The 17,734-nt window shown below is 42.6% G+C and carries 10 protein-coding genes; 1 reads left to right on the top strand and 9 read right to left on the bottom strand.

Going from position 1 to position 17,734, the window contains the following annotated elements:
- Positions 1 to 120: 120 nt before the first annotated feature.
- From BFP75_RS02000 to BFP75_RS01970, 7 genes are all read right to left on the bottom strand, one after another.
- Complete coding sequence (locus BFP75_RS02000; RefSeq protein ID WP_099543004.1) at positions 121 to 2,535, bottom strand: thiamine pyrophosphate-dependent enzyme; 2,415 nt, start codon at positions 2,533 to 2,535, stop codon at positions 121 to 123.
- A gap of 155 nt (positions 2,536 to 2,690) precedes the next feature.
- Positions 2,691 to 5,510 (bottom strand): metalloprotease, encoded by a 2,820-nt coding sequence (locus BFP75_RS01995; protein WP_240531667.1) that lies wholly within the window; start codon positions 5,508 to 5,510, stop codon positions 2,691 to 2,693.
- Positions 5,511 to 5,547: 37 nt separating this feature from the next.
- Positions 5,548 to 6,234, bottom strand: coding sequence for a TIGR00730 family Rossman fold protein (locus tag BFP75_RS01990; protein ID WP_099543003.1), 687 nt, complete (start codon positions 6,232 to 6,234; stop codon positions 5,548 to 5,550).
- A gap of 9 nt (positions 6,235 to 6,243) precedes the next feature.
- The gene (gene uvrA / locus BFP75_RS01985; RefSeq protein WP_099543002.1) at positions 6,244 to 9,078 is read right to left on the bottom strand and encodes an excinuclease ABC subunit UvrA; all 2,835 of its coding nucleotides are present in this window, start codon (positions 9,076 to 9,078) and stop codon (positions 6,244 to 6,246) included.
- A gap of 153 nt (positions 9,079 to 9,231) precedes the next feature.
- Positions 9,232 to 10,680: a BLUF domain-containing protein gene (locus BFP75_RS01980; protein WP_099543001.1), complete on the bottom strand. Its 1,449-nt coding sequence runs from the start codon at positions 10,678 to 10,680 to the stop codon at positions 9,232 to 9,234.
- A gap of 307 nt (positions 10,681 to 10,987) precedes the next feature.
- Positions 10,988 to 11,221 (bottom strand): chaperone modulator CbpM, encoded by a 234-nt coding sequence (locus BFP75_RS01975; RefSeq protein ID WP_099543000.1) that lies wholly within the window; start codon positions 11,219 to 11,221, stop codon positions 10,988 to 10,990.
- Positions 11,222 to 11,229: 8 nt separating this feature from the next.
- Positions 11,230 to 12,132 carry a DnaJ C-terminal domain-containing protein gene (locus BFP75_RS01970; protein ID WP_099542999.1) on the bottom strand — a complete coding sequence of 301 codons (903 nt, stop codon included), beginning with the start codon at positions 12,130 to 12,132 and terminating at the stop codon, positions 11,230 to 11,232.
- 269 nt (positions 12,133 to 12,401) lie between these two features.
- Between BFP75_RS01970 and BFP75_RS01965 the strand changes: the two genes are divergently transcribed.
- On the top strand, positions 12,402 to 12,656 hold the full coding sequence (locus BFP75_RS01965) for a hypothetical protein (RefSeq protein WP_099542998.1): 255 nt from the start codon (positions 12,402 to 12,404) through the stop codon (positions 12,654 to 12,656).
- Between the two features lie 210 nt (positions 12,657 to 12,866).
- Here the strand turns inward: BFP75_RS01965 and BFP75_RS01960 are convergent, their stop codons facing one another.
- Both BFP75_RS01960 and BFP75_RS01955 read right to left on the bottom strand, forming a co-directional pair.
- On the bottom strand, positions 12,867 to 13,940 hold the full coding sequence (locus BFP75_RS01960) for a serine hydrolase domain-containing protein (protein ID WP_099542997.1): 1,074 nt from the start codon (positions 13,938 to 13,940) through the stop codon (positions 12,867 to 12,869).
- 546 nt (positions 13,941 to 14,486) lie between these two features.
- A complete protein-coding gene (locus BFP75_RS01955) occupies positions 14,487 to 17,417 on the bottom strand; it encodes a type I restriction endonuclease subunit R (RefSeq protein WP_262497591.1) in 2,931 nt (976 codons plus the stop codon).
- Positions 17,418 to 17,734 lie beyond the last annotated feature (317 nt).

Genomic DNA, 17,734 nt, shown 5'->3' with positions numbered 1-17,734 from the left:
ATTCCGATTGGAAAGATACTAAAGAATAGAGCGATTTTTAGATGGAGTTGCCATAATGGTATGACGGGGTGGCCGTTTTGGAAACGGACCATGGCATGAAGAAATACTGTAATTATAAATTTATCGCAACGGTGGGAAATCCTGGGGGTTCGCTTCGTTCATAATAGCATATACCTTTTCAAAAACGTCCTCCACATTGGGTTTGCTAAAATAATCGCCATCGCTGCCGTACGCAGGTCTGTGAGCCTTGGCGGTAAGGGTCTGGGGGGCACTGTCAAGATACCTGTAAGCTCCCTGTTTTTCGATGATTTCCGTCAATAGGTACGAGGAACAGCCGCCGGGTACATCTTCATCGATGACCAATAATCGGTTTGTTTTTTGTACACTTTTTACCGTATCCGCATGAATATCAAATGGTAGCAACGTTTGGGCATCAATAATCTCGGCATCGATACCTACTTCCAATAATTCCTTGGCAGCTTGCTCTACAATGCGCAGGGTGGAACCATAGGATACTATTGTAATGTCCGTACCTTCCTTCACTTTTTCCACAACACCAATGGGTGTGCAGAATTCACCCAAGTTCGTAGGTTTACGTTCCTTCAAACGATATCCGTTAAGGCTTTCAATTACCAAGGCGGGTTCATCGCTTTTCATAAGGGTGTTATAGAAGCCTGCCGCCTGGGTCATATTCCTTGGGGCCAAGATGTATATGCCCCGTAAAACATGGATCAATCCGCCCATTTCCGATCCTGAATGCCAAATTCCTTCCAAACGATGACCACGGGTTCTAATGATGAGGGGAGCCTTTTGCTTTCCAAAGGTTCTATACAAAAGACTTGCCAGATCGTCCGTTAAAGTGGCAAGGGCATAAAATATGTAGTCCAGATATTGAATTTCCGCGATAGGACGTAAGCCTCTCAAGGCCATTCCTATACCCTGACCGATAATCGTGGTCTCCCTGATACCTGTATCGGCCACGCGGATTTTCCCATATTTGGCCTGTAACCCTTCCAGTCCCTGGTTCACGTCGCCAATGGCACCTGTGTCCTCCCCAAAGACCAGCGCATGGGGATACTTCTCAAATAATTTATCAAAATTATCCCGTAAAAGCACCCTACCATCTATTTTCTCTTCCTTTGAGGAATCATAGGAAGGCGGTATCGCGGTTACTTTGGTGGCCCTGTTGTCATTTTCACTGTAAAGATGGGAACTGAATTTGGGCTGCGATTCCAAAATGAAATTGTTGAGCCAATTTGCCAAATTTTGGCGTTCCTTGCAATTTTCACCCAAGAGATACCGTAAGGCTTTTCGGGCGGCTACGGCCAAATCCTTTTTAACGGGCTCGTCAATGGCAATTAGGTCATTCTTGATTTTTGAAATAAAATTCTTGTTGGAACTTGAATTTGAGGCATCATTGAGCAACTGGACCAGCGTCTTTTTCAAAGCTAGATGTTCCTGCAGATATTCCGTCCAAGCTTCTTTTTTGGCTTCACGAACGGTTCTTTTTATTTGCTTTTCCAGATTGGAAAGTTCTTCCTCATCGGCAATGCCAGATTCCAATATCCACTCCCTAAACCTTTTGTTACAATCGTTTTCACGCTCCCAGGTCAGGCGTTCATCATCCTTATATCTTTCGTGGGATCCCGATGTGGAATGCCCCTGTGGTTGCGTAAGTTCCGTTACATGGATGATGACGGGAACGTGTTCCTGCCTGGCAATATCGGCAGCATTTTCATAGGTGTGCATCAAGGCGGTGTAGTCCCATCCTTTGACCTTGAGGATCTCGACACCTTTGTTGTTGTCGTCCCTTTGGAATCCGGATAGCACCTTTGAAATATCCTCTTTTGTGGTGTGGTATTTCGCCGGAACGGAAATCCCGTACTCATCGTCCCAGATACTCAGGACCATGGGAACCTGTAATACCCCGGCTGCATTGATGGTTTCCCAGAACATACCTTCACTGGTACTGGCATTGCCAATGGTGCCCCAGGCAACCTCGTTACCATTGTCTGAAAATTTGGAGCTATCGAGACCTTCCAGTTCCCTATACACTTTGGAGGCCTGCGCCAATCCTAACAACCTGGGCATCTGACCAGCGGTGCATGAAATGTCTGCGCTACTGTTTTTCTGTTTTGTAAGGTCTTTCCAACTTCCGTCCTCGTTAAGGCTATACGTTCCAAAGTGTCCACCCATCTGCCTGCCAGCGCTCATGGGCTCTTTTTGGATATCTGTAGTGGCATAGAGTCCGTGAAAAAAGTCCTTGGGTTTTAGGAGGCCTATGGCCATCATAAAGGTTTGGTCCCGGTAATATCCGCTTCTAAAGTCACCATTTTGAAAAGATTTTGCCATGGCCAATTGGGGCAGTTCCTTTCCATCCCCAAAGATTCCGAATTTGGCCTTGCCCGTAAGCACCTCTTTTCTCCCAAGTAGGCTACAGGTCCTACTTAAAAAAGCAATTTTATAGTCATTTATAATCTGTTCCTTAAAATCTTCAAATGATATATCAGTGCTAGTTTTGGACGAAACCTTCATGTATTTTTCGAATTTTCACAAAAATACCGAATTGAAATCGTTTTAGCAATCCGGTTTATGCATTATCCGTTGCAAAAATGTTATTTGAAATTAAATATTTTGTGAAATTCTCAGTAGAATAAGGATAGGAGGGCAATTCATTGAAAATTCCAAAATCAAAACCATTTTCTTGTAAATAGGCCCGTCAGGGTTTTTGGACTTACCGTAATGATAAAGCGTATTTTTTCACCGTAATCCGGTTGTGAAATTTCCCACCCGTTATTGGAATACAAGGGAAAGTAGAGTTCAAAATAATCCGTGACCAAATTAAGGCGCACGCCAGAATCATACACAAACTTTTCACTGAGGCCATTGTTTTTGACCAATCCTGCGTCGCCATACAATTCTATCCATTTCCACAGATTAAAGCTGGTATTTACGGTGGCCATCCAATTATCCGAAAAACGATATCGCTCGTCCAAAAAGGATTTGAAACCTCCCTCCGCGATTATTATTTGTTGGCTATAGATGCCGGTGTCTTCTGAACGGCCCAAATAACTGTAATCGAACAAGTAATCCGTTGGTCGGTCTAGGGCAAAGCTGAAAAAATTGGAATTGGTATTATTGCTTAAGAACTTTCCGGCAAAAAATCTAAAATTAAATTGCCTGTTGCTCTCGAATAATTTTCTGTATTCGTATTCAAAGGAAAGTTTACTGAACTTTCCGGCCAATTGAAAGTCGAGGAACCACGATTTATAATCAAGAATATCGTTGTCCCTATTCAGGTATCGGATATTGAATACGCTGTAATCCGGGTTTTCAGGGTCGTTGGCCAAATCGATCAGACTTTCGTCAAAGTCCCTTAGAATGTTCACAAACCGAAATGATAAAACCTGTCTTTTATTGGAAATAAGGTCCTCGGGCCGCCATCCAAAACTCAACGCGGGCGTTATGGAAGTATACCTGGAATTTACATTGAAGTGCGATGTGGAACCGCCCAAGGAATAATTGGCCACGTATAGTCCGCTCTTGCTCAGGTATTTACGATAACTGAACTTTCCGTACCCTACAAAGGCGTTTTCCCTAAAAGAGTAGGAGGGGGCAAAATCATAAATAAATGGGCGTTCCAACAGGGTTTTGTTGTAAAGCCGCATGCCCGGTACCCAACCATCGTAAACGTTGAAATTTAGGACGGGCACATAAAAAACCTGATTGTAATACGGGTTTTCCGAATCCTTGAAAAAAGTGAACTTCAATTTCTTGTTACTGGATAAAAAACCTTTCAGGGATTTCCAATTGTCCCGTTGGTTGAATTCCGGTATCTTTTGATCGTAATTCAGGACCAACCGATCTTCCTGGTTGTTGGGTATGGTAAAGGTTTCCAAGGCCTCAATATCCTTGAACCAGTATTTGGAAACCACGGTGTCGTTTTTTAACCCAAACATACTTATGGGCACATTCGTTCCCTCCTTGTTCTTTATGGTTACGTCCAAGGAGTCTTGGGATTTATCAACTTTTTTAATCTTGAAATCTATCTTTCTGTCCGTTGATACGTATTCACTAAAAAACCAATTGATATCCTTATCGGTAGATCTTTTTAGGATGGATTCAAAATCAAGGATCTTTACTTTATTTAATTGGTAATACTCAAAAAATGTCTTTATGCTCTGGTCTACCTTTTCCTTTCCAATATAATTTGCTAAATAGGCCAATCCCAGTCCGGCCTTATATTTATTGGCAATTTTCTGGTTGAATTTGATCAGGGAATCGTTAGGGGTGGTGAGCGCTTGGTCCAAATTTTTCCGTGCCGTTAAATTGTACAGAAATGGATATTGTTCATTAAATTCCATTTTGGCCAAATTGAAACTTCTAACACCCCAGATACGCGAAAGGTTGCCCAACAATTTTTGATCCGGATAAAATTCCTCAACATACTCGATCATGAGGTAATTGGCAATGGCACTGTTGAGCCACTGTTCCTTTCTGGGGTCCAAAAACAGCGTTTCCTTAAGAATGCCGTTCAGGGCGGTTTTTAAGAATTTCATTTCAAACTGAAACTTTTGTTCGTACGGTCTGATAAATGAAGGTAGCTGATTGATGCCGTAAAGAGGGTCTTTATTGTAGTCCAATTCACTCACCAATAGTTTTTCATGGGGATACTTTCCTAGTTTTCTCTCAATGAAATCCGTAATCCTGTTAATTGAAATTCCTTGTTCTATAGGATCATATCTGGGTGCGGAAATGCTCGTCACCACTTTCATTTCCGGGGTAATGTGGGTCGTAAAGAGATTTTGCACGGTTAGAAAGATTTCAGCGCTTTTTTGATTTTCGCCAATGAGCACTACACGCTGACTATTGCCCATTTCCGTTCTATTGGCTTCCTTGAAATTGGAATTTAAAAAACGACCTTTTGGAAATGTAAAATCAATGGTGGTTTTGGTCATGTTGGTATACAGGTCTTCCAAATTCTTATTGGAGTACAAATGCCATTTTCCATCGTATACGGCGGGGGTAAGGTACCAATCCTTGAGGTAGTAATTGCCCTGGTTGTCATACCCATAGTCCGTATACTTGTTAGGCGGAAGCTGGACCTTATAAGTAATGATTATTTTTACCGATTCCCCAGGCGGTAAAGGTTTGTTCAACCTGAATTTTATGATGTCATACTCTTCTGTCCTTTCCCATTCCAGCCCTTCATATTCCCCATCTACGGCACTGATGATGGTCGTATAGCCCCGTTCACTTTTTTTTGCAAAGTGCAGGCTTCTTTTGAATTCTTGGGCAAACCTTTTTGCCAGCCCCGTATTTTTGTTTGAATAGGCATGTGCCCAATCATTAAAATAAATGATTCCCAGGTTATAGTTGGAGTCGTTGTAGTAGTTGAACTCCTGTTTGATGTCCAACTCCTTGGTAAAATCATTTAGCTTGACGGTTAGATTCGTTTCGTATTGTGCATAGGCTGCCCAGTTCGCCACACAACATAGCAAGGTGAGCATTGATGTTTTTATACGTGATGTCCCTTTCAATTTCAAACTAAAAATTGGGGCTTAGGGTATGGCCTTTGTAGAAGGCATCGATAATTTCCACGACCTCATCCTCGGTATCCACTATTTTAATCAGATCTAGGTCTTCCGCACTTATATTCCCAAAGGATAGCATCGTGTTTTTTATCCAATCGAACAGACCCGACCAAAAATCACTGCCTACCAAAATGATTGGAAATTTACCTATTTTGTTCGTTTGGATCAAGGTGATGGCCTCGAACAATTCATCCAAGGTGCCAAAACCTCCCGGCATGACCACAAATCCTTGGGAATATTTGACGAACATGACCTTTCGTACAAAGAAATAGTCAAAATCCAAGCTTTTGTCCTCATCGATATACGGATTGTCATGTTGTTCAAACGGAAGGTCTATGTTGAGCCCTACGGAGGTGCCGCCTGCCAAATGCGCTCCCCGGTTACCGGCCTCCATAATGCCAGGGCCGCCTCCGGTAATAACACCGTAGCCGGCTTCCGCTATTTTTTTGGAAACGCTTACGGCAAGTTGATAGTATTTATTATCGTCCTTGGTCCTTGCCGATCCAAATATGGATACGCACGGTCCTATTTTGCTCATTTTTTCAAAACCGTTCACGAATTCGCCCATAATCTTGAATATGGCCCAAGAATCGTTCGTCTTGATCTCGTTCCACCCCTTGTGGTGTTTTTCGTTTCTCATGTGTATGCCTTATAATTTTAATTCTTTCCTCAAAAACTCTGCCGTATAACTGCCTTCGACCTTACAAATTTCTTCCGGGGTGCCTGCTGCAATTAATTGACCGCCCGTTCGACCACCCTCGTATCCTATATCAATAACGTGGTCTACCATTTTTATTACATCCAGGTTATGCTCAATTACCAAAACGGTATTTCCCTTATTTACAAGTTTGTCCAAAACTTCCATTAAAACCCTAATGTCCTCAAAGTGAAGGCCCGTAGTGGGTTCGTCCAAAATATAAAATGTATTTCCCGTATCCCTTTTGGAAAGTTCGGTTGCCAATTTTATGCGTTGCGCTTCTCCTCCGGATAATGTCGTGGATTGTTGGCCCAGGGAAATATAGCCCAATCCTACATTTTGGATGGTTTTAAGTTTTCTATGGATCTTGGGGATTGCCTCAAAGAAATCGACAGCTTCGTTTATGGTCATTTCCAAAACATCTGAAATGGACTTGCCCTTGTACCTGATCTCCAACGTCTCCCTATTAAAACGTTTGCCATTACATGTCTCACATTCCACATAAACGTCTGGCAGGAAATTCATCTCGATGACCCGTAGGCCTCCCCCTTGACAGGTTTCGCACCTTCCTCCCTTCACGTTGAAACTAAACCTACCTGGTTTGTAACCTCGTATGGAGGCTTCCGGGGTTTTTGTGAACAGCGAACGAATTTCGCTGAATACACCCGTGTAGGTAGCGGGATTGGACCTTGGCGTTCTGCCGATAGGGGATTGGTTTATATCGATTACCTTGTCTATGTGCTCGAGTCCCTTGATTTTTTTATACGGCATGGGTTTTTTGACCCCATTAAAATAATGGGCGTTCATAATGGGGTAAAGTGTCTCGTTGATCAAGGTGGATTTGCCACTTCCCGATACCCCTGTGACCCCGATCATTTTTCCCAAGGGAAATTCCACCGTGATGTTTTTTAGATTGTTGCCCGTACAGCACGATAGTACAATTTTCTCACCGTTGCCCTTTCTTCGTTTTTTGGGCACCTTTATTTCCTTTACGCCCGTAATGTAATCGGCTGTAAGCGTATGATATTTTTTGAGGTCTTTTGGGTCGCCTTGTGAAATAATTTCCCCGCCATGCTTACCGGCTTTGGGGCCTATGTCGATCACATGATCCGCCCGTTCGATCATATCCCTATCGTGTTCCACCACAATGACGGAGTTTCCTATGTCCCTTAAGGATTCCAGGGATTTTATCAATCGGGCATTGTCCCGTTGGTGAAGGCCAATACTGGGTTCGTCCAAAATATACAGTACACCTACCAATTGGGAGCCTATTTGGGTGGCCAACCGAATCCTTTGTGCCTCGCCTCCGGACAGTGATTTTGAGCTACGGTTCAGGGAAAGGTAGTCCAGGCCTACATCCAAAAGAAAGCGGATCCGGGTCCGGATTTCCTTGATAATTTCCTCAGCAATCTTCAATTGGTTACCTTCCAGGGTCTTTTCCAGACCTTCAAAAAAAGTGGCCAACTCCGCAATATCCATATTGGCAAGTTCCGCAATGTTCCTTGCATCGATTTTAAAATACAGGGATTCCTTTTTTAGCCTTGCGCCCTCGCAGGTAGGACATTCGATTTTATCCATGTAATCTTTGGCCCATCTTTTTATGGAGGTCGATTCCGCTTGCTCGAACTGGTTCTTTATAAAGTTGGAAATACCTTCGTAGTCGATTTTATAGGTCCTTTTTACGCCCAAGGTCTTGGAGTCCACCTCAAAACTTTCATTGCCGCCATTGAGCAAAATAGCAATGGCCTCCTTGGGTATTTTTTCCACGGGGTCCGTCAATTCAAAATTAAATCGCTGCGCAATGGTCTCTATTTGCTTGAAGGCCCATGATTTTTTGTACTCGCCAAGCGGTGCTATGGCACCATTTTTAATGGATAGTTTTTTATTCGGAAATATTTTGTCCTCGTTTACCTCATAGATATGTCCAAGCCCGTTACAATTGGGGCACATTCCCTTTGGGGAGTTGAACGAAAATGTATTGGGTTCTGGCGTAGGGTAGGAGATACCGGTGGTTGGGCACATTAAATCCCTACTAAAATATCGTGGCACTTGCGAGCCCTCCTCAAGGACCATTAAAACATTATCCCCGCTATACATGGCCGTATTGATGGTTTCCGCCAATCGTTTCTGTAAATCCTCGCTTTGTTGGACCTTAAGCCTGTCTATCACTATTTCAATGTCATGGGTCTTGTATCGGTCTACCTTCATACCCTTTACGATGTCCTTGATTTCACCGTCCACACGTACCTTTACAAAGCCCTGTTTTGCGATTTGCTCGAACAATTCCCTGTAATGTCCCTTTCTGGACTTTATGATAGGAGCGAGGATGTTGATTTTCTTTCCATCAAAGGCATCCATGATGAGCGATCTTATTTGGTCATCACTGTAACTCACCATCTTTTCCCCGGTATTGTAACTATGGGCGTCACTGGCACGGGCAAAAAGCAATCGCAGGAAATCGTAGACTTCCGTTATCGTCCCAACGGTAGACCTGGGGGATTTGGAGGTGGTTTTCTGTTCTATGGCGATTACGGGAGAGAGACCGTCTATCTTGTCAACATCCGGCCGTTCCAGGCCACCTAAAAACTGCCGGGCATAGGCTGAAAAGGTTTCGATATACCTGCGTTGTCCTTCGGCATAGATCGTATCAAAGGCCAGTGAGGATTTTCCGCTTCCCGAAAGACCGGTGATGACGACCAGCTTTTCCCTGGGAATGGTAACATCGATGTTTTTGAGATTATGGACGCGCGCGCCCTTTACCTCAATATTCTCTTCGTAGTGGATCATAGCAATTGGCAAAGTTGCGAAATTACGATTTTGATACCGAAACAAGAACCGGTCGCCATTTATATTTAGTCAAATCAAGATTTAAATATCGGTATTTTCCGATTGAACAGAACTAATAAAAGAATGGTGCCGAAAATTGCTATGGAGGTGCAACTAGGACTTGGAAACTTTTATCATATTCAGGACCCGTCTCCAAAAAACGGTGCTGCTAATGCTTACATTTTCATTGCCAAGAATACCGGAAGTATCCAAATTTAAATTGATGGTCCTGTTTTTGAATGTATGGTCCAACGCATCCTTATCCGAAAGTAGCGCCATGCTCCAATTTGGAAAAAAGCGGTGGGCATTGAATTTTCTCGTAAGAATTTCCAAATCGTAGTGCCTTGGATCATTTTTGATCTTATCATAGACACGAAGGACATTGGATTTAGGGCCTTCCAAGAGCTGAAAAAAAATATTGTTCTGGCAAACCAGGCACCCGGTGATGTTATGTTCCAAATTGGTTTTGGTAGCCTCTTCAATGATCTCTTCAATATCCGAAATTTGAAGGTCATGGGCCATGGCGGATTTGTACGTAAGTTCATAGATGAAATCCTCCGTGGATAGGCTGCTTTTGAATTTACTTGGTAATTGTCCAAACCTTTCGGAAAATGATTTTGAGAAATAACTTCTGCTAGAAAAACCAATTTTATAGCATACCTCGGAAATTGTCAGGTCCGTATGCTGTAACAGCTCCTTTCCCTTTTCCAGTCGCAAATGTGTAATAAAATTGCCCAGGCTTTCCCCAAATAGATGCCCAAAACCGGCCTGAAGTTTTTTTGGCGACAAACTGAACAACTTTGAAAGATGGTCAATATTCAAGGATCGGTCAATGTGTTCCGCAATATGTTCGGCCACTTCAGATATCTTGAGGATTTCGGTATTGGAGAGCGGGAACCCAGTTTGCACGTCATCCTTGTCCGCGTCATGATGCTCCACCTGTGATGCCAAGGTATTTAGTACGGCGCCTTCTACCAACAATTTGCCTACGGCATCCATTCGATTGTTTTCAATAAGAATGTTGGCGTATTTTGAAGTTAGCGGACTAATTTCCCCATAATAGCTAAAGGGCTTGTCCTTTCGTATAAAACTTGTAATCTCCTCCAAAGCCGATTCCAAAATCGTTTTTCTTCTGGAATTTGCGACACCAACTTTTTCCCTAACAAATATGGCACTGAGCTTTAAGTGGACCTTGGCCGGGAAGGTGACAATATTGGGAGTCTCTGCGGCACTGGAAAATATCACATTTTGTCTTGGGTGGATTTTATTGGGGTTTTCCTGGCCTTCAAATCTGTGAAAAAAATGTCCTTTTACACAATATAGAAAGTAGATGATGGAGGGGTCTTGCTCCATTTTGGATATTTTAAGGTCGTCATTAAAGGTTATGTCGTAAATTCTTACGTTCAGTCCTTCAAAGACACTATAGGTAGTGACATGGCCCTTGCCCAAAGCATTGTCCAAGGTTAAAACAGCTGAATCCTGATATTCCTTAAAATCCGCACCAAGGTTGAGTGCCAATTTCCGCAATTGATCAAAAGGATGTTCAAAATTTATGTGGAGCATAGAGGTTTTTAATAGGTCACCGTAAAATGTTAAAATTAAAAATATTTTTTGTTATTCACGCTATTAAATATTTCTTAAGTCCCGATATCGTTAACCTCGCAAGGTTTTAAACGGACATGGATATTGGATAGGCCATGCTGGACCCTAAATGACCAATTCACTCGGATTCGTATAAAAATCCCATATGAGCTAAAGATTTTTTAGGTATGAAATAAAAGGGAAGTCCAACGCGTAAACTTGGATATGAGTGCTACTTTTCGAACCTGTTCAGTCTTCTGCGAAGTTTTAGCACTTCCTCCTGAAGATCTTAAACTTGACCCAGCAAATGGTCTATGGCTTGTAGTCCTTGCGGGTTTATTTCCAATTCCTGGTGGAGACGTACCATTTTTTCCAGTTTTGGCAGTTCGTTTAACTCGATGACTTCCTTATTTTCCGTTTTTTCAATGCTAAGTATTTCGAGCTCCACAAGCTGATGAACCAACGAAACCTCTATGTTATGGTGGGTGCAGAATTCTTCGATATGTATGAATGTTGCTTTCATGATGGTATTTATTTAAGGCCCGATTTTTCAAGTTCCCTAAAAAGGTTTTCCTGTTCCGTAGTCAGGTTTTCCGGTATCTTAGGGCTAAAGGAAATGAATAAGTCGCCAAATCCATCTTTTTTATATTTTGGAAACCCTTTTCCTTTGAGTTTGACGGTAGCACCATTTTGGGTGCCCCGCTTTACGTTTAATTTTACCTTTCCCGTTAAGGTTTCAACCACTATTTCTCCGCCTAATACGGCTTTTGACAGGGGTATTTCAATGGTTTTATACAGGTTGTCACCCTCTCTTTTGAAGGACGTGTCGTTTAAAATGGCGAATGTAATGTAAAGGTCTCCTTTGGGGCCGCCACTTATTCCGTCACCTCCATAGCCCTTTATTTTAATCGTTTGTCCGTCTTCAATTCCTGCGGGAATCGTAATGCGAATGTTCCTGCCGTTTACTGTTAACGTACGCTTATGGGTTTCTATGACCTCTGAAAGATTCAGACGGAGCTCTGCGTTATAATCCTGTCCCCTGTACTTTGCCCTGCCTTGCTGTCTTCCAAATCCGCCACCACCACCAAACATCGATTCAAAGAAGTCTGAAAAATCACTGTCCTGGCCGCTAGTGTAGGTATATTCATTGTAACCGCCACCGGAAGGTCTTCCCTGCCTTTGGGATTTGGCTTTCTCAAACTCCTCCGCATGTTGCCAATCCTTTCCGTATTGGTCGTATTTTTTTCTTTTCTCGGGATCGCTTAAAACTTCATGGGCCTCGTTGATCTTCTTGAACTTTTCTTCGGCTTCCGTATTGTTGGGGTTTAGGTCCGGATGATGTTTTCGGGCCAGTTTCCTGTAGGCCGACTTTATTTCCTTCTCGGTCGCAGATTTGTCCAATCCTAAAACCTCGTAATAATCTATAAAATTCATATGCTAGGTACCTGGTCTTTTCCTCTGTTCAAGTTACTCAAATTGTACGAATCGCGAGTGCCTATAACCGTTTTTTGTGAGAAGGGCTAAGCGTGTTATTTTACGTGTCATGCAATCGAATGTTCAGGAACATCCTAGGGAAGCGTGGGCACGTAAAAAAAGGGAGGTTTAGCGAGCAAATTTTGAACATCAATGAAAATTTAGTCACTTCTAAGACATAGCTTGGCAAGCTTATTGAAGCACTGAAAGGTTATTAATGTAGTGTTTCCATGCGATTATTCAATCCTTTTAGGTTTTTGAACTCCAATGCCAGACCTTTGGCCGAACTGGACGATATATATGGCAAGGCCATATCAAAATTGCCCATTGCTACACGATTGGAGTATTGCCGTAGAATGCTACATAGATGTAAATTCGATTTGCACGGTGTTGATTGTAAAATTAAAAAGCAGCAATTGAAAACCTTGTTAAAATCTACCGTAACGGAAATTTCTAAATTGGAGGAGCAGGCAGAATTAAAGTAAATCCTTTAAAGTTTTTAATCGTAAAATACCTTTACCTGCGCTACTGTTGATTTTTATTGAATCCGTTCAATTTTCCCAAAGGTTTTATTGTAATTTTTTATTCACTAGCAAAAAGGTCCACAGCTGGCCATTCAGTTCTGGTATCAATCTCGTTGTTAATGACGGATTGAATGGCATTTAAGATCGCCTCATAATTCATGCTACGTTTATTCATAACCCGGTGTAGTTGAAGGTGTCGTTATGTCTGCTCATGATGGAGGAGGTTCCAGGAAGAGATCCCGTATGCACCCAATTGAAGAAGTTAAAATACGGCCTATTGAGTCTGTTTGTAGGTAGTATATCCGGAACATTAGGTCTACGGTCAATATGTACCATAAATCTTGCCAAATCCGTTGCGGAAGCGATCCAGCCACCATGGGCATCCATTCGGGTTACGTTCATGTCGTAGGGGCTAAAGGCACCTTCCGTACTTGGATAGTACACTACCTCGTTTTCAAGTCGTTCGGCCAATGTGTTCCCGCCAATTTTCATTTCGGTTATGCCCATGGGCTTTAGAATGTTTTCCTGAACATAGGCTTCATAGGATACATTGCTTACCTTTTCAATAACCCTGCCCAAAACGGCATATCCAAAATTTAGGTAGTAGTAGTTTGGTGTCTCGTCAATCCTGCGGTTATCGATCATTTCAGAAAAAAGCTCCTGGTAGGATAGGCTGGGGTCGTCGAACATGATGTCGTACGGGTCGTTGGTCCAACCGGACCTGTGCTCAATAAGGTCGTTTACGGAAATTACCAGTACGCCTTGGGAGTAGGGGAGTGTCCCGTATTCCGTACCCAATAGGGCCGATTCCCCAAATACCTTCGCGCCCAGGGATACTTGATCCTCCTCACTGAGTTTGAGCATGCTGATAAAGGTGATAGGTTTTGAGATACTCGCAACCCTAAACAGGGAATTGTCCGCAACCAGGATTTGATTTTCTATGTCTGCAAGCCCGAAGGACTTAACGTACACCAATTGTTCGTCCATGGTGATGGCGACCTGGAGCCCGGGAACATCATAGGTTGCCATAAAGGCGGTGATATTGGCTTCAAAATCTGCAAAACTGATGGGTTCTTCCTCTTCCGTTTCTTCTTCTGTTACGGGTTCTTCCTCAGGTTCCTCGGTTACGGTATCCGTTGGGGTACCGGGGGTTTCTGTTTGGGTGGTTGGGGTGTCCTTGGTTTCTGAAGTTTTACTACAGCCTAGTAGTAACATTAAACACCCTACTAAGACAAGGTTTTTCATATGCTCTTTTTAGTTGATTAGGTCTTCGCTACTCCAGATGATACAAACTGGATGGGTATAAAAGTGGGGGAAGCCCAAAAATAACGAAAATTTAGGTCTATGAAGGAGTTATGGTTTATTTCGGTAAGGATGGATTTGGGTCTTTTTTACATTAAGAGACATTACATTGTAAATCCAAACTTCTTTTTTGATGTCAGGCTGAGCGAGGTTTTAAACTTTTAACCGTATCACTTTTTTGTTTACTGCGATGTGTGTAGTTGAACAGATTTGACTGATTCATGGGGTAGTGAGGTTGTGGAATATTAACAGGTATCTTACTCATAAATAATGTGTTATAAAAAAATACCGCATATCGCGATATGCGATATTTCCTGTTTTTAAAATTGGTTGAGCGGAGTTTTAAACATTGAAGCGTATCGCTTTTTTTAGTTCGAGTTGTGTAATTAAACCAATCGAATTGAATTGCTAGGTAGTGGGGGATGCGGCTTCTTCGAAGGGCTTGGTTTCGCAAGCCTTCAGGTTATGGCAATTGAGCATTGGTATTTTCTAGGTAGCTGTCAATTCTTTCACAATCATTTCGGCTTGTTTCAATACCGTTTCTGTCGCCAGTTTTTGCATATCTGGTGGATAGCCGTATTGTCTTAAAGTCCGTTTGATGATTACTTTCAATTTCGCTCTTACACTTTCCTTAATTGTCCAGTCGATGGATGCATTTTGCTTTACTCGTTCGGTCAATATTACAGCAAGCTCTCTCAGCTTGTCCTGCTGCATGAGTTGTTTGGCGGAATCGTTGTTGGAAACAGCCGTGTAGAAAGCATATTCAAAGTCAGTCAGGCCAAGTTTTTTGGCTTCACTGTCCATGTTCACGATTTCTTTACTCAACTTGATGAGTTCGTCCATCACTTCGGCTGCCGTCAAAATCTTGTTGTGGTATTTCTTGATAGAATTCTCCAACATTTCCTTGAGCGACTTACTCTTGACCAAGTTCTTTTTGGAACGTGCTTTTATTTCATCGTTCAGCAGTTTCTTCAAAACTTCCAGCGCCACATTTTTATGTTCCATTCCTTTGAGTTCCATCAGGAAGTCTTCGGAAAGAATGGAAATGTCAGGTTTCTTAATACCTGCGGCATCAAAGACATCAATTACTTGTTCAGAAACCAAGGCTTGGTCAATGACTTGACGAATGGTTGTCTCAATTTCTTCATCGGTTCTGCCTGATCCTGTTCCGTCAAACTTGGCTAAGCGTGCTTTTACCGCTTGGAAAAACGAAACTTCATCTTTTACGTCCATTGCTTGCTCATGCGGAACGGCAATCGCGAAGGCTTTGGACAATGCGGTTACTTCATTGATGTATCGTTTCTTTCCGTCCTCCAGTCCGAGAATGTGTTCTTCAGCTGCCAGAATCATAGAAAGTTTTTGACCCGTTTCGGCTTGGAAATAGTCTTCATACGGGAAGCCGCTGTACATCTGTGAAACCACTTCCAGTTTTTCCAACATCAATTCAACTGCTTGGTCTTGGGCAATGGTTGGGTCGCCTTTTCCGCCGGCATCTGAATAGAACGAAAGTGCTTTTTTCAAATCAGAAGCAATACCCAAGTAATCCACTACCAAACCGCCAGGCTTGTCTTTGTAAACTCGGTTTACTCTTGCAATGGCTTGCATCAGGTTGTGGCCTTTCATCGGTTTGTCGATGTAAAGCGTATGCATACTCGGTGCATCAAAGCCAGTCAGCCACATATCCCGAACTATCACCAGTTTCAATTCATCGTCTGGGTCTTTCATTCGGTCGGCAAGCGTTCTTCGCTGTTGCTTGGTCGTATGATGTTTGGCGATTTTCGGTCCATCCGAAGATGATGAAGTCATTACGACTTTAATGTCACCTTTGTCCAAATCATCTGAATGCCATTCGGGTTTGAGTTTGATTATTTCGGCATACAAGTTAGCGGCAATCCTTCTTGACATGGCGACAATCATTCCTTTGCCTTCAAATACTTCTTGTCGTTGACCAAAATGCTGAATGATGTCGTTGGCTACATTCTTAATTCTGTTTTCACTACCGATTAAGGCTTCCAACTGTGTCCATTTGGCTTTGGCTTTCTGGGTTTCGGTTAGTTCTTCTCCATCCAACTCATCATCCAGTTCCTCAACAAGTTTTTTACCTTCTTCGTTAAGATTCACTTTTGCCAAACGACTTTCGTAATAAATACGAACGGTTGCCCCATCTTCTACCGCCTGGGCAATGTCATAGACGTCAATGTAGTTTCCAAAAACGGCAGGGGTGTTTACATCGGTGTTTTCAATGGGTGTTCCTGTAAAACCGATATAGGTAGCATTGGGCAAAGCATCACGCATGTACTTGGCAAAACCGTACACCGTTTTCTTTCCAATCACATTGCCATGCTCGTCTTTGTCATCTACGGTTTTGGCTTTGAAACCGTATTGCGTTCGGTGGGCTTCATCGGCAATCACTACTATGTTTTCACGTGCTGAAAGTGTTTCATACACATTTCCTTCTTCGGGTGAGAATTTTTGAATGGTGGTGAATATCACACCACCAGAAGCCACTTTCAGTTTTTCCTTTAAATCGTTTCGGTTTTCAATCTGTTTTGGTTCCTGCCTTAGCAACTGAGTGGAAGAAGCAAAGGTGTCAAAGAGTTGGTCGTCCAAATCGTTACGGTCGGTGATAACTACAACGGTAGGATTGTCTAAAGCCAATACGATTTTACCCGTGAAGAACACCATGGAAAGGGATTTGCCACTTCCCTGCGTATGCCAAACCACACCACCTTTTCGGTCGCCTTTGGGTTGTGATTTTACACCTGCCACACCATAACTTTCAGGCGATTCCATCACCATACTGGTTGGCGTTTCTCTTTCTACTGTGTAACCTGTCGCTCTCATGGCAGATTCCACCGCACGGTTTACGGCATAGTATTGATGATAAGCCGCTAATTTTTTGACGGTTGAAATGGTAGTTACACCTGTTTTAGCATCTTCCTTTTTCGACTTTTCAAACACAATGAAATGGCGAACCAAATCCAGCAAGGTTTCTTTCTTGAGCATGCCATTGATAAGTGTTTCCATTTGGCTCACCAAGTGTGACGCTTCTTCTTTGCCGTCTGCCGATTTCCAAGCCATAAAACGGCTCATGCCCGATGAAAGCGTTCCTGCTCTTGCTTCCAAGCCGTCTGTAATAATCGTGAACGCATTATAAGTAAACAGACTTGGAATAACCGCTTTATAGGTTTCTATTTGGCGGAAAGCGGATTTGATGGTCGCGTTTTCATCCGCTGCATTTTTTAGTTCAATAACCACCAGAGGAATGCCGTTGACAAATAGAATCACGTCAGGGCGTTTGTTTACGCCATCTTCCACCACCGTAAACTGGTTGGCAACAATAAAATCGTTGTTCTCGGGTGTGTTAAAGTCGATTAGCCATACTAAATCGCCTCTTTGCTTTCCAACTTGATGTAGTATTAAATCAAACTTAGCCAGTTAAATAGCCAATAATCTTAAGGTATCTTAAGAACCCCCTTGAGCTAAGTTGAGAGTTCTCATTAATTAGGGTAATACCCTTAAAAAGGCCTAAAACTTTTGTGGTGTTTCGATTGTATAATTCCCCCCAAAAATAGGACAGTAAGTTAAGTTTAATTTTTAATCTAAATTTACTGTATTATGACACGCAGGAAACACACATCGAAATTCAAGTTCAAGGTGGTGCTGGAGGCGCTATCGGAACGTTTTACCATCCAAGAGCTGGGCAGGAAGTACGAGATCCACCCTACGCAGATAAC

The sequence above is a fragment of the Maribacter sp. 4G9 genome, from assembly GCF_002742265.1.
Taxonomy (GTDB): Bacteria; Bacteroidota; Bacteroidia; order Flavobacteriales; family Flavobacteriaceae; genus Maribacter.
Note: the sequence above shows the minus strand (reverse complement) of the source record. Positions and strands in the feature narration are given on the sequence as shown.